Genomic DNA, 14,893 nt, shown 5'->3' with positions numbered 1-14,893 from the left:
CGTCCGGAAATAAGATGATTTAAAAAATGTATTTGAAAGGTCTACGGGTTCAATGTCGTTAACTGAAGATCAAGTCCAGGAAATTGTCAAAAACCTCATTCAAAAGGGGGAAAAGGACAAAGCCCGCAAATTGATTGAGAGGCTGCAACAAAAAGGATATAAATTCGCTACCGGTATCCCGGACGAAAAAAAACCTCCGCAACACGCCCCTGCCGATGATTCGGATGACACGCCGGAGGCTGCTGAAAAGTCCCCCTCCATTGACAGTCAACCCCCGAATAAGGATTCGCACGGCAACTCCAAACCGCAGCCCGGTGCTGACGCGCCGGCAGAAGAAAAAATCGAAGAAGAAGAGGAGGAGGAGGAGGAGGAGGAGGAGGAGGAGGAGGAGAAAACCGAGGAAGAAGAGGCGCAGCAAACGGCCTACCGGTTATCGGAAACCTCACCGGCTTCGGGGGAAGGCGACTCGTCAGAGGCAAAAGAATGGCTGTATGTCACGACCCCGATCGATTCGGACAAACGCAAGTTTTATCTTCAAAAAGTCGAGGGCAAGGAGCAGATATCGGGATTGTTTCACTACAAACTGGAATTGACAACCCGCGACGATCAAATCGATTTCACGGGGATCCTGGGTGAGGCCGTCACCGTCACCATCGAACGGGATGACGGCAGCAAACGATACATTAACGCAATAGCGACCTGTTTTATCCAGGCGGGCAATGAGGGCGAGATTATCACCTATTATGCCGAAATCCGCCCCTGGCTCTGGAAACTGACCCTGACCCGGAACAGCAAAATTTATCAGAATCAAACTGCGGTTGACATTATCAAATCGATATTTTCCGATCTCGGTTTGACCGATTTTTCCGACAAAACCACCAAAACCTATGCCCAGCGTCAATACTGCGTACAGTATCAGGAAAGCGCCTTTAATTTTATTTCCCGGCTCCTGGAGGAGGAGGGTATTTTCTATTTTTTCGAACATACCGCAGACAAGCACACACTGGTTCTGGCAGATGATGCCGACGCCCATAAACCGTGCCCCGATCTGACTTCGGCCCGGATGCGGGATGTTGATCCGGAAGATGATGACCTGATCGACAAATGCCGACTTAAGCAGAAAATGATTATCAACAAATACGCTACCGAGGATTATAACTTCGAGACACCCGATACCGATCTTCTGACCAATGTGGATTCCAATGTTGACGGTGTGCTGCAAGTATATGAATATCCCGGAAAGTTTACAAAAACCGATGAGGGGGAAAAAATTGCCAACAAACGCATCGAGGCCTTTGAATCCGAACAGAAGGTATTAACGGGAAACGGCTTCTGCCGGGCATTCATTGCCGGTTACAAATTTGAACTGACCGATCATTACCGCCCGGATATCAACAAGTCCTATGTACTGAAAAGCCTCGGGATGGAGGTCAGCCAGAAGCGTTATGCCAACAGTTTTGAAGCATTTCCATCCGATGTGCCATTCAGGCCGTTGCGAACCGCCCGAAAACCAAAAATTTGCGGGAGCCAGACCGCTCTGGTTGTGGGTAAAGCAGGTGAAGAAATCTGGACCGACGAATACGGAAGGATCAAAATACAGTTTTATTGGGATCAGGATGGGGAAAAAGATGAAAATACGTCCTGCTGGGTCCGGGTAGCCCAGGTCTGGGCCGGTAAAAACTGGGGCACGATGTTTATTCCCCGCATCGGATCCGAAGTGGTGGTCAGCTTTCTGGAAGGCGATCCGGATCAACCCCTTATCATCGGTACGGTGTACAATGCCACGCAGACCCTTCCATACACTCTGCCGGAAAATATGGCTAAAAGCACTATCAAGACAAGATCCACCAAATCCGGAACAGAGGGCAATGAAATTCGATTCGATGACACCAAGGACGAGGAAGAACTTTATATCCATGCGCAAAAAGATAAAACGCTGAAAGTGGAAAATGATTTTGTATCCGAGGTGTTAAACGATGAAAAAATCACGGTTGCCAAAAACCGGACGATCACTGTTTCGGAAAAAAATCATACCCTGACTGTTGAAAAAGGCAACCGCACCATCGAGGTCAATACCGGCGATGAGACGCATGACGTGAAGGGAAAGCGGACACTGACCATCACCGGAAACGAGGTCCATACCAATAAAGGCAACGTCACCCATATGATCAGCGGAAATTTTGAATTAAAAGTAGACGGTAACCTGGCCATCGATGTCAAAGGGACAATAATGATCAAGTCGGCCAGGGATTTTACCAGCAAGGCCGGAACCAGCCTGACCAACCAGGCCGGCACGACGCTGACCAGCAAGGCCGGAACCAGCCTGACCAATCAGGCCGGCACGACGCTGACCAACAAGGCCAGTGCATCACAGACCGTTGACGGCGGCGGGTCTCTGACGCTCAAAGGCGGTATGGTAAAAATCAATTAGTGACGACTTTGTAGCCGCATGTGAAACAAATTTCAAACGGACTGACTATGCCAGATTCTTCCGAAAACAAGCAGGCATCCGGGTTGCCCCGTAATGATCCGGAAAACGAAACGGAGCATGCGGTCGTGGCACAGCCGGATGCCGATACAGACGATAACCTGCTCGACGGAGAAGACCTTTCCGTTGACGAAGAAGGCCGGATCATCAGCAGAGTCAATTTCAAAGTGGGCAAACTCGAAGGCGAATCAATCACCTATGATGAGACCGGTAGAATTACTGAAAAGGCATATTTTGAAAATGACAAGCTGATCCGGACGATCGCCTATGATGAGACCGGCCGGATTTATCAGAAAGCGCACTTTAAAGACGGCCGGCTTCACGGAGAAATGATCCTTTACGAAGAGGGCCGGCCCAGGACAAAAATGTATTATCAGAACGGCCTTCAGAACGGGCAGATGATCCACTATGGAGACGACGGTCAGGTTACCGGCTCCGTCAATTACCTTAACGGCAAATTAAACGGGGAAAGCCGATGGTATGACACTGAGGGGCGGCTGCTGATAACCTCCCCATACAAAGATGATAAATTATGCGGTGAAAAAAAAGAATATTACCCGGGCGGTCAGATCAGGGAAAAGGCCGTTTACAGCAACAACCGATTGCATGGCGAACTGCTCCGATATCATGAAAATGGCCGCATCAAAGAAAGCATTCACTATCAGGATGGGCGACAAATCGGGAACCGAATCGAATATGATCAAAATGAAACCATAAAACACGAATCTTCTGAAAAAAAGAGTTTGTTTGCCCGGCTGGCAAAATTCAAAATCAAACGGCCTGAAATTTGAGCCTTCTTTTGGATAGTCGGACATCGAGAATTTGCCGCTATAATAGCAGAAGGCGTTTAAAAAGGACGAAAAATTATGGGACAACAGGTTTGTATGGGAGCGATGCTCAAATGCAGCTTTGGCATGGCACCCGGTTCACTGATCGTTTTACCGCAAAACAGAGTGCTCACCCAGACTCCGGCGGCCAATATCATGGATAACAAGCCGATGGTCAATATCATGCCGTTCGGGATGTGCTCTTCAATGGCAAATCCTGCGGTGGCCGCTGCAACCGCCGCTGCACTGGGCGTTTTAACTCCCATGCCCTGCGTGCCGGTCACACCGGCTCCGTGGGTTCCGGGAGCGCCCACCGTGCTGATCGGCAATCTGCCGGCGCTGAATAATTCTTCCAAATTGATGTGCATGTGGGCTGGAGTGATCGAGATTACCAATGCGGGTCAGATGACCGTGAAGATACCATAACAAAAGGAGCGCTTATGTCTTATGATTTTTCCTTAAATAAAAAAAAGATCGGGTTGCTGCTGACGGGTTTTACCGTGCTGACCATACTTGTTTTTATTGCAGGCTGGCTCCTGGGACTCATGATGAACCTGCAGCGGGAGGCACCGCCATTGACCGAATACGGGGCCGCGGGAAAAAACATATCATTGCCTGCACCCCCGCCTGCCGCGATAACAAAAAGCGCCTCCATGCCCGAAAAAAAGGCAGATCAAAAAGCGTTGACGGCCGCGGTGGAAACGCCCGCAGCCCCTGAAACTGATCCGGTTCAGGAAAAAGCCCCGGCATTAAAAACCGATGAGCCGGTTTCAAAAGACAAATCGAGCCCGTCGACAGCGCCAGCTCCGGCACCAGAAGCCCCCGAGAAAAAAAAGAATGAAAAAATGTGTTACTCGATTCAGGCCGGCGCATTTCTGTTCAAGGGCAACGCGGAAAAACGTCTGTCAGAATTAAAGGGAAAGGGATATAACGCCTACATCTTTGAGACAACCGATCATCTGAATCGAAAATGGCATGCGGTAAAAACCGCCGATTTTACAACGCTGCAAAAAGCTTCTTCGGCACTTGCTCAGTTTACGAGGAAAGAGAACATGCCGGCGGTGATTACTTGTTTTAAATCTCTTACGGCTGTTGATCCTGAAAAGGATATGCGGTTAACCAGATAAAGAATTGCGGGGCTTGATCATAACTGCGGCCATAACATCGTGAGAACCGTCCCGCCCGTTCCCGGCTTCTCCAGCACGATACGGGGGGATGCCGGGAACGGCCGGGACTTGGAAACTACACGCAAGAGAATATGGCCGCAGGTATGATCAAGCCCGGATTGTGATATTTCCGCAAGGATGACACTTCACAGATTCATCTATGGCTTTTTCTCACGGTGTTGCCTGGGTATTGTCCGAACGCAAATAAAACCATGCACTTTACATCAAATTGACGAATTGGCTGTTACCGATTATGGAAAAAATACCTTTTGTAAAATACACGTTGTTTGGCAACAATTTCGTTATTATTGATGAAACCGAATCGCGTCTGCTGACCGAATCGGAAAAATCAGATGCGGCCGTCCAGCTAACCCATCTTTGTTTCGGGATAGGCTCTGACGGGTTGATTGTCATCCAACCGTGCCGGCCGGATGTTATAAAGGACATCAACGATACGCGGCATTACTGGAAACAGCTTCCGGATTTATCGGATTCAAATTATATTTTGCGAATGTTTGAACCCAATGGCGATGAATCCTACAGTTGCGGAAACGGGTTGATCAGCATCGCCCACTACCTTTATACGCAATATGGTATTTCATCGGCACGAATCGCAACGGAAGTTCCCGGAACCTGTCCCAAGGTGATCAGCATCGGCAGCAATACTCAACAAAACGAATACTGGGCCAACATGGGAACGCCCCGGCGCATTCCATCCGAATTAACCTGCCTGTCATCCATAGAGCCCTATGACGGCCATATTGACAAAATTAACGGGCTCAAAATCGAATTCAGAAAGAACGGGCAGCCTTTTTTTAAAAATGAAACAGAATTGACGCTTTCCGGATATCTGGTTTTTACCGGAGAACCCCACCTGGTTGTGTTGACCGAAAATGGATTTTCTCTGAAAGCGCTGGCTGAATTGATGTTTTTCCCCCCTCACCCGGAGCGGGCACCAATCATTGAAACCCAGAAAATGCTCCATTTCAGCGCCGGTATCGTTCAGCGCATCGGCAGGGATTTGATTCGAAATTATGCAGAACAATTTCCAGCCGGTATCAACATCGATTTTATCCGTATTGCCGATGAACCCGGCATTGTGGAATACCGCTGTTTTGAAAGAGGGATTAATCAGGAAACACTGGCATGCGGAACGGGTGCGGTGGCTGTATCGGCTGTCGCGCAACGGCTTCATCTGATCGAGACGACCGATCAGATTACCATCTGGCCGCATCGCTGTCGGTGGTACGATCCGAGCGCTCAGTATTGTGTAAAAAACCATGGCGGGGATCGAATCCTTTACGGAAATCCGACCATGATCTGCAGGGGGGTTTTAACTACCCCATTGATAAATGCAACCTGTCTGAAGAACCGAAGGATTGAAGGGTTATAAAATTTTACCATATTAAAGGCGTACTTATGGCGCATCTTTTCCGAGGATGAATGAATGAAAGTAACATGCACGAAATGCAATACCACCTTTGAAATCAAAAACAGTCAGTTACAGGATAATCTGTCGGGGGTAAGTTGCCCGCGATGTCACCATGTTTACTCACCTGTCCCGGATACATCGGCCACGCAATCAGCCCCGGATTTGCCCGCCGGGCAGAAAGGGTCGGCTTCAGCCCGTATTCCGGCGGGGCCGTCCGTTCGCTTTTCATTTAAAGCATATCTGATTGTCAGTGCCCTTGTGCTGCTGATCCTTTCCCTCGGATTCAATGCCATGCTGAGCCTGACTTCCCTGGAAAAACTCTATGTGGAATCAACCGTTTCACAATATCGCGTCATGGGAAAGGACCTTCAGCGCAATATCCAGAAATCCATCCGGTTCGGAAAGAAAATCGAAAAATTCGTCGGAATGGATAGTATCCTGCTGAAAACCCGACAGAACATCATCGGTAAAATCAATGTAGCAATCATGCCCGATACAAAAACGGATACGAATCTGAGCCGTCAGTCAGAATCGGATATTTCCGTATCGGTTGCCCTGCCGGATGGTTTCATCCAATACAGCACCGATAAAAAACTTACCGGAACATCACTGCCCAAACAAATTCGAGGCAGTTATGATGAATCAACAGACGAAAAATCTGATCTTGAAAATGCCTATATCAAATACAACGGCACCTATAACATCATGCTGCCGGTGCACGATTCAAATAAAAAATGGGCGGCAACCGTAATCCTGCGGTTTGACGAAAACCAGATCAAAGCCCTCTTCAGTAATGTGATGGCTCAAAATCTGATCATTATTTCAATTATCCTTGTCTGTGGTTTTATCGTTCTGATCATACTTCTCGGACGGGTGACCCGACTCAAGCCCGGGGACAATAAATTTCCCAAACTGAAAATTTCTCTGGTCATATTCATCGTCATCGGATTGGCCCAGATCGCTTTTTCCGGCTTGAACATTCACGCGTTCAAAAATTATTATCTGCGGATCAATACGGAAAAAAGTCATATGCTCACAGCCCTGCTGAAAGATGACCTTGAATACCTGTTCAGCAAAGGCATTAAAATCAGCAAGCTTTCCAAACTGGATGTTTCTTTGAAAGAAATCCTGTCCGCTGCACCGGAGCTCAAGGACATCACCGTTTACGATGAAGAAAAAAATCCGCTGTACATCGCCACCCAGGGGGGCATGGTTGATCTTCAGGAATCAGCCCCGGGCATACAGTCTTACGAAAACCCCGTCACCGGTCCGGATCAAAAGTATCATTTTCAGCTGAATCTGATCAAAGACGGAAAAGTCCATGGATACATCTCCACAAACATTTCGAAAGAGGCCCTGTTCGATCAGCTGCTGGAAATTACGATGGATTCCGTGACGGTTCTTGTTATCTCAATTCTGTTTTTCCTGGAATTGATGATTCTGTTTTTGCCGTTCATCGAAAAGCATATGGCGGGCATTGAACATCATTTAACCATTCATTACAGTGCCATTCGTCCGGCAGCCTTCCTGTTTCTGTTCGGCATCGACATTTCCATCTCGTTTATACCCCTTTATATGGAAAAACTCTACGAGCCGATGTTTGGTCTATCCAAAGAAATGGTTCTGGGTCTGCCGATTTCAGTGGAAATGTTTTTTGCCGGAATCGCGCTCTTTATCTCCGGCGCGTGGCTTGATCGACGCGGATGGCATGAACCGTTTCTTACCGGCCTTTTCCTGGGCGGTATAGGTATCCTGTATTCGTGGCAGGCCCCCAATGCCATACATTTCATCATATCCCGGGGCATTGCCGGCCTGGGATACGGTCTTGCACTGATGGCTTCTCAAGGATTTGTTATTACCTTTACCGACCCAAAAAGCAAGGCGCAGGGACTTTCTCACGTTGTGGCCGGTATCTTTGCAGGAAGTATATGCGGCGGCGCAACCGGCGGCATGCTGGCGGAGCGGATCGGCTACAGCCCGGTGTTTTTCATCGGCGCTTTTATCGAATTTTTTGTCATAGTCTATATCCTTGTGTTTATGAAAGAGGCCATAAAAGCCGCCAGGCCAAAGCCCAAACCGTCTGTTGACAAACCGTTGAAACAGCCCATCAAAATAAACGATTTTTTCCGGTTTATTTTTAACCGAGAGGTGCTCGGACTGATTTTTCTCAGCAGTTTTCCCGCGGCCATCGCCGTGGTCGGGTTTCTCAATTACTTCTGCCCTATTTATCTGAACCGAATCGGTTCATCCCAGTCGAGCATCGGACGAATCTTCATGATCTACGGCATTTGTCTGATTTATGTTGCACCCTTTATCAGCCGATATGTGGATCAATCGGACAATAAAAAAATATATATCGCCATCAGCGGTTTTTTAGGCAGCATGGCATTTTTGTCCTTTTATTTTTTCGAAGGGATTGCTGTGGCTGCGTTGGCGGTGTTGCTTCTGGGGCTGTCCAGCAGTTTCGGCTTTGCTTCCCAGAATGCCTATGCCCTGCAACTGGATGTCACCAAACGCCTCGGCGCCGGCAAAGCGATGGGGATCATCCGTTTGGCAAACCGAATTGGTCAGGTCCTGGGGCCGGTGTTATTCGGTTCGATCATTGTTGCCACAAAGATTAAAAACGGCATTGCCTATGTCGGCTGGACCTATCTGGCCATTAGTTTGATCTTTCTGGTTTCCGTACTGAAAGACAGGGGAAAAACCCTGTTGACGCATAGTTCCAAAAGCTGAATCGACGCTGCAATACCCCGCCGGACAGTTGAAATTCGGAGAGGTAACACAGCGCAGATTATTGAAAAACTGTCTGAAAGGCAAAAAAGTGACACAGGTTCCTGAAAAATTAAACCTCAAATGCATTAAAGACTTTGAGCTGAATCTTTCGGTTGCCGATGCTCCGGCCACCACCATCCGTGCCGAGGCCATGACAACGGCAGACATCCTTCAATGGCCGGATAAGGCCCGGGAAAAACTCAAGTCAGAACTGGAAGAGTTGTTAGTCCGGGTGTTTGAAGACATGCCGGAAGAACAGAAACAGTTTGCCGCCTATTATTTTAAAAAACCGGAAAAACTGTTTCAGCGGCAAGTGATCCTGTTTCGGGATCATTGTGGCAAGCTGGTTGCGACAACCATTTTAGATCAGGGCAGCGTGCAATACAATTTTCGGACTCTCCAGGGCATCCATATGATGGTGCGGGCCGTGTTGCCGGAGTATCAGAGTTCAGGCATCGGAAAAACCATCGCTGCCAAAATGCTCATGGAGTTGCAACCCGATGTATTGTTTACCACCTGTGCCCAATCCTCCTCACTGCATTCCTGGATACAGCTTGTACAAAAAGGAGTGGTCACCGGATTTGAGGTCTATCCCCGGTTCGAAGAAAATGGCGGCGCAAAGCAGCTGGTGACCGTGCCTTTTACGGATATCGATTTTGCCGTCACCACCTTCAAACAGGTCTATATCGGATTTGCAGACGGACAGCAGGATTGGATCGACAACGCAATTCGAAATCTTACGGTGCTGATGACGAGAAAAAATATTCACATGCCCTACGTGTTTCATCCCTGGGAAAAAAACGGAAGAAAAGATGAGCTTGCAGCGGCTCTGGGGATATCCCGGGATGACGGGATGCTGGTCATGTTCAAAAAAAAAACGAACGGGCACAACGGATGACACCCCTGCGGGAACAAGAGAGCTGCCTGACGCCGGAGCGTTACCTTGACATCGTATGTGAGCATCTTCCCGTGGTGGACCGGGCGATCAGCAACTATGGCACAAAACCCCTGGCTGCTTATCTGGAACAGTTTACGCAACAAGTTCCCCCTGCTTTTCAGCCACGAAATGACCTTTTTGATGTGATATCCGGTTATACGTCTCAGCTGCTGGGCCGCTCGGTTGCCGAACGGCTTGTTTACGATCTGGCTGCTTCGCCGGTTGTTCTGTCAGCCAATCATCACGGCATCGATTCATTTTCTCACTCGATTCAAGGCAATCTTCTTTTTTCCCTGCGTTCGGCTGCCGCTTGCCGGTGTGCTTCGACCGTTCCGGTTTTTTCCTTTGGCAATGTCCCGCTGAACAATGCCACCTATCCAAGGGGCCTGCTCATTTATCATATCAACGCCGACAAGATGGCTGACATGCCACTGAGATTGCCTGTATTTCCGGATCGGGACAAAAGAAAAATGGTCTGCGCCGCGCCTGCCTTTGATCCGGCCATGTTAGACAGAGCCGGCCGCCGGCTTGACAGATTGATCCGGGACAAACAGATTTCTTCAACAATTTACACCCCGGCAACCGATATCTTGCAAAAATACTGCGCTACGCCGGCGGTTGCCGCTCTGAACAATTATTCTCAGCAGGCAGTACTTGTCAATAACCGGATCTGGAAGCGGCTCTTCTGCGAACGCATCACGCCACCCGAGCTGATTTACATCGAATCGGAAAAAATTGTCGCCAGACTTCTGGAACAGGATCTGCAAAATACGGAAAGCCTGCCATGGGCCGTGATGTTTGACCCTGAACTCAGGCAGCGGGTCATCTCCGAACTCAATGGGGTAAATGGTTGCTGGGAACTGAAAGGCCTGTGCCGGCGGTCTGATAAAAACGACTGTAAAACCGCATCAAACCCACCGGCGACAAAGGCGGGCACCCTCTTTTTCTGGGGTATCGATCACTGCGGAAGAAGAATTCCGTTTTATCTTGCAAGCAACGGGGCGAATTCAGCCGTGCTTCAGGGCATCGATGACCGGGGCCGGCAGTGGGAACTGCCGTACAGCCCTGAAAAAATCATCGGCGCGCTTCAAAAAAATATCCTGATTCCCTCTCTTTTCACCTGCTTTCTGACCCTGTCATTTGCCCGGGGAGTCATCTGCGCGGGGGGATATTTCCAGGGGGAATACCTTCCATCGATGCAACAGGGCATCGTTTCGGCACTGGAAAAAACCGCCGGCTACCACGACGTTGCCGCTGTGGTGGGAGCCATCCCATCGGGCCGTTACCTTTCCGGAATGATTGCGGTAATGACCCGCTCCAGAGAAAATTTACTGATTCCTTCAGGCCCCCTTGAAATCATTGCCGGCGGAGGCCTCACCCTGAAAGATATTGAACGCATGCGGTCGATGTCTTTACAAGACGCGCATCTGGCAGGATTGTTTGAAACCCTTCCGGATGCTGTCTTCCCCGAAAACTGTTTACCGCCCGGATGGAAAATGCAACTGGCAGCGGATTGCTACCAGCGGTTAAGGGAAAAAGTCGTTCTTAAATAATCTGCGGTTTCGTAAAAGATTCGATTCCCGTGTTGCGGCGGACGCTGCGGAATCTTTCCGGGTTTATTATTTTCCGGGCTCCTGAGGCACGGTAATTTCCTGGTAAATTTCATCGGCGGCGCCCAGAACATCCACCGGCGGATCGAATCCTATGATTTCTGCGGTTTTTAAATTGATGGCTATTGCCGGCGGATCTTCAAAAATTTGATCGAGCTGACCGGGTTTTGCCCCATTGAACACCCTGGCAATGGTCTCCGCATGATATCCCCCGACATACTTGAACCCGGCCTGAGAAATACTCATGAGCAATCCATATTTGACCGGTTCCGAACCTGACTGGGCAAACGTTGGAATTTGATGGGAATTTGTAATTTTTACAATTTCCGGAATCGTTTTGGGATTGACCCCTTGTTGTTCCGTAACGTAAATCGCATCGACTTTTTCTGCAAGTTCCCGGAAACATCTCAAAACTTCCTTATTTTCCTCTTCAAGGGTCAGCCCCTCTTTAAAAAAACAACTTGTGATTTCAAATCCCAATTCCTTTGAAGCCTTTTCCACAATATCGACGGCTGCATAGCTTCTGCCGAGAACCGTATTCTTATAAGCCAGTCCCAGGTTTTTAAAACCGATAATATCATGGAATATTTGTATCTGACGCTCGTAGCGAAACGGATCAACACGGGCATGGACATGCGCGTAGCCTGAATCTTCAACGCTTTTGATGATGCCGGCGGATACCGGGTCACTGGTTGAAAGCACTATGACCGGAGTGTCGTGCGAGTTGTTGGCGAGGTCTTTGCCCGCCCATGTGCCCATAGCGATCACCAGATCAATATCTTTTTCCCGGGTCAACCGGGCGAGTACCTTTTCAGTGATTTGACTGCGAGCCGTTTTGTCCCAGCCGGCACTATAATAACCATCATTGACGAAACGGATGAAATTGCTTTTTGAGCGGGATGCCAGCCAGTCCCAGAGTTCTTTGGTTTGAGAATCGTTTTGAGGCGGTAACGCTTCCGTTTCAATCCAGCCCAACTCCATCAGGCCTTTTATCGTGGCGACAAGTGTTTTTTGATAATCGTCATATTTTCCCCCTTCGTAATATGCAATACGCCACATCTTGCCGTGGTTTGTTTTTGGCGTAGTGCTGAAGTCAATCCTGTCTGCGGCCGACGCAGGCAGATAAAAACAAAATAAGCCAAAAACCAGTACCGCAATCATTTTTTTCACTATCTTCATACAATGTCTCCCTCGATGATAGAATCAACACAATTGTGATGGTATAACTGCTGCTACCAACGTAATTCTCAACTGGCCGATGATGTTGATTGCTGATCAACTCACGTACGATTCACGTTTGACGTGAATGAATCGTTTCATCAGCTCCCATAGGTCCTGAATTTGCAGAATTTTATAGACAAGGCGGGTCATTTGCAAGAAAAAATATCTTTTTTGCCTGTTTCACGGGCAGTAGATGCCTCCGATATTGACAGCCCTGTTGGCTGAAAAAGTCTGATGCCGGTAACAACGCCACAATAAATACAATGCGCCATTATAGGGATTGGAGCAGACGTATAAGCCGATACGCTACGGGGATTGAACTCGTGTTGACACGAATATAAATCTATGACCATATATAAGGCTTTATATGGAACCGACTGCTGTATTGATGCCATTCAGGGGTTTTCCAACGTGCGTCCCCCTCAAGATAACGACATGGTTGTACAAAAGGGGGGACATAAAATAACAAGTTCTACGCAGGCGCAGACATCATGATTTCATACAGCATATTTATTGTGGATGATGACCCGTTCATCTTGAATCTACTGAAAGAAGCTTTGAGTTCGGATTATAAAATTGCGGGCTTCTCATCTGCCGAGGCCGCTTTCAACACGTTAAAGCACACGCAACCGGATCTGATTCTGCTCGATATCGGCCTTCCGGGCATGGATGGCATTAAAGCACTGAATAAGATCAAACAGCTGTACCCGGAGATACTCGCTGTGATGCTGACGGCCGATGAAGATATTCAAACCGTGATATCGACCATGAAATCCGGCGCTCATGATTATATTGTAAAACCGGTACACATCAAGACACTTGAAAAAACGATTCACAACGCATTTGAAACCATCCGGCTGAAAAAGGAGGTCCTGGCCCTCCAGGAAAAACAGCTCGAAGATCATCTGCCCTGTTTTATCGAAGAAAGCAAAGCCATCCGGGATGTCATGGAATTTATAAAAATGGTGGCCAAAAGCCCGGACACGCCTATTCTCATCCTTGGGGAAACCGGAACGGGCAAAGAATTGATAGCCCATGCCATCCATTACCGAAGCCCCAATTACAAAGGCCCGTTTATCGCCGTAAACTGCGCTTCGCTTCCGCGGGAGATCGTTGAAAGCGAACTGTTCGGATATGAAAAAGGAGCGTTCACCGGGGCCAGTACATCGGGGAAAAAAGGACTGATTGAAGAAGCGGCAGGTGGCACCCTGTTTCTCGATGAAGTCGGGGATTTGGATCTGGAAACCCAGGCAAAACTGCTTCGGTTTCTGGAAGAAGGCGAATTTTACAAGGTCGGCTGCACCCGAAAAATCAGCATTAAAACCCGTGTAGTATCGGCCACCAACCGGAATGTGGACAAAATGGTCGAAGAGGGCCGTTTCAGAAAAGATCTTTATTTTCGATTGGGCGTCATCAAGGTTCATATCCCTTCATTAAACGAACGCAAAGAAGACATCATCCCTCTGGCCAAGTATTTTTTGTATAAATTCGGAAAAAAATTCAACAAAAGCTTTATCGGAATCTCTCCGGAAGCACTGCAGGCAATGATGACTTACAGATGGACCGGAAATATAAGAGAATTCAGAAATATTATTGAACGCGGCGTTCTCATAGGCAGCGGTCCGGAACTTACCGCGCTGGACTTAGGATTTGAAAATGCCGACCGGTGCGACATCGGTCCTCAGGGTATCAACGGAATGCAGATTTCCCCCCTTCCCGCCGGTGGTATCGACCTGCCCGGCATACTGATGTCGATCGAAAAATATTATATACAACAGGCTTACAACATGACCAGTGGAAACGAATCCAAGGCGGCCGGCCTGTTAAAAATGAACCATCACACATTTCGATATCGACGCAGAAAACTGTTCGCCGACTGACCGCGCGCAAAATTTGAAACTATTCGAAATTTGTTTCGCAATTTTTCTAAAAAATGACAGTTTCAAAAATTCCGCCCTCCGGATTAATTCAGCTTAACATCCCGATTTTACAAGCTATTCAATTTTATTTGGCTGGTTGGCACAGTTTATGCTGTATACTACGCTATACAGATGATAACCAAAACTTAAAATTAAGCCTTTCAACAGCTTTTAAAAACACTCTTCGACGGGAGTTAATTTGTGACAAACCATCAAACAACCTGATAGTAAAATAGTGCCATCGGTTCTGTTTTAGCCGGTGTTACTATTATTCACCCTCACCAATAGCCTATGTCATGATTAATTCTCCTGGGGGCATGCCGGAGACGCCTTAATGGCCTCCGGCATGCCCTCCTCCCTCCTCTGATTCAATCGGTCTGCATATTCAGCCACGCTCAGAGGCCTGGCATCGGTTTTCTCTCCCCGGATTCTTCTTCTGCTCTTTTCTGGCCCCTGGCCGCCAGGTCAATACCGGAGCACCTGATCACTGCCGCTGATTTCCTCGATCATTCTGGCCGCAC

The 14,893-nt window shown here is 48.2% G+C and carries 10 protein-coding genes; 9 read left to right on the top strand and 1 reads right to left on the bottom strand.

Features of this window, described 5'->3' with window-relative positions; all coding sequences use genetic code 11:
* Nucleotides 1–52: 52 nt before the first annotated feature.
* The 8 genes from tssI to PHQ97_13615 all read left to right on the top strand — a co-directional run bounded on the left by tssI (nucleotide 53) and on the right by PHQ97_13615 (nucleotide 11,175).
* Complete coding sequence (gene tssI, locus PHQ97_13650) at nucleotides 53–2,431, top strand: type VI secretion system tip protein TssI/VgrG (protein MDD4393781.1); 2,379 nt, start codon at nucleotides 53–55, stop codon at nucleotides 2,429–2,431.
* A gap of 47 nt (nucleotides 2,432–2,478) precedes the next feature.
* On the top strand, nucleotides 2,479–3,279 hold the full coding sequence (locus tag PHQ97_13645) for a toxin-antitoxin system YwqK family antitoxin (GenBank protein MDD4393780.1): 801 nt from the start codon (nucleotides 2,479–2,481) through the stop codon (nucleotides 3,277–3,279).
* 75 nt (nucleotides 3,280–3,354) lie between these two features.
* Complete coding sequence (locus PHQ97_13640; GenBank protein ID MDD4393779.1) at nucleotides 3,355–3,741, top strand: DUF4280 domain-containing protein; 387 nt, start codon at nucleotides 3,355–3,357, stop codon at nucleotides 3,739–3,741.
* Between the two features lie 14 nt (nucleotides 3,742–3,755).
* The gene (locus tag PHQ97_13635) at nucleotides 3,756–4,442 is read left to right on the top strand and encodes an SPOR domain-containing protein (GenBank protein ID MDD4393778.1); all 687 of its coding nucleotides are present in this window, start codon (nucleotides 3,756–3,758) and stop codon (nucleotides 4,440–4,442) included.
* Between the two features lie 292 nt (nucleotides 4,443–4,734).
* Nucleotides 4,735–5,874, top strand: coding sequence for a hypothetical protein (locus PHQ97_13630; GenBank protein ID MDD4393777.1), 1,140 nt, complete (start codon nucleotides 4,735–4,737; stop codon nucleotides 5,872–5,874).
* A 54-nt stretch (nucleotides 5,875–5,928) separates the two neighbouring features.
* Nucleotides 5,929–8,646, top strand: coding sequence for an MFS transporter (locus PHQ97_13625; protein ID MDD4393776.1), 2,718 nt, complete (start codon nucleotides 5,929–5,931; stop codon nucleotides 8,644–8,646).
* Between the two features lie 61 nt (nucleotides 8,647–8,707).
* Nucleotides 8,708–9,583: a hypothetical protein gene (locus PHQ97_13620; GenBank protein MDD4393775.1), complete on the top strand. Its 876-nt coding sequence runs from the start codon at nucleotides 8,708–8,710 to the stop codon at nucleotides 9,581–9,583.
* Nucleotides 9,580–11,175 (top strand): hypothetical protein, encoded by a 1,596-nt coding sequence (locus PHQ97_13615; GenBank protein MDD4393774.1) that lies wholly within the window; start codon nucleotides 9,580–9,582, stop codon nucleotides 11,173–11,175. Before PHQ97_13620 ends, PHQ97_13615 begins: the two co-directional genes overlap by 4 nt.
* 66 nt (nucleotides 11,176–11,241) lie before the next feature.
* Here PHQ97_13615 and PHQ97_13610 read toward each other — a convergent pair whose 3' ends face one another.
* Complete coding sequence (locus PHQ97_13610; GenBank protein ID MDD4393773.1) at nucleotides 11,242–12,411, bottom strand: ABC transporter substrate binding protein; 1,170 nt, start codon at nucleotides 12,409–12,411, stop codon at nucleotides 11,242–11,244.
* A 533-nt stretch (nucleotides 12,412–12,944) separates the two neighbouring features.
* Between PHQ97_13610 and PHQ97_13605 the strand changes: the two genes are divergently transcribed.
* Nucleotides 12,945–14,333, top strand: coding sequence for a sigma-54 dependent transcriptional regulator (locus tag PHQ97_13605; GenBank protein ID MDD4393772.1), 1,389 nt, complete (start codon nucleotides 12,945–12,947; stop codon nucleotides 14,331–14,333).
* The last annotated feature ends 560 nt before the right edge of the window (nucleotides 14,334–14,893 follow it).

It is taken from the genome of Desulfobacterales bacterium, from assembly GCA_028704555.1.
Lineage (GTDB): Bacteria > Desulfobacterota > Desulfobacteria > Desulfobacterales > JAQWFD01 > JAQWFD01.
Note: the sequence above shows the minus strand (reverse complement) of the source record. Positions and strands in the feature narration are given on the sequence as shown.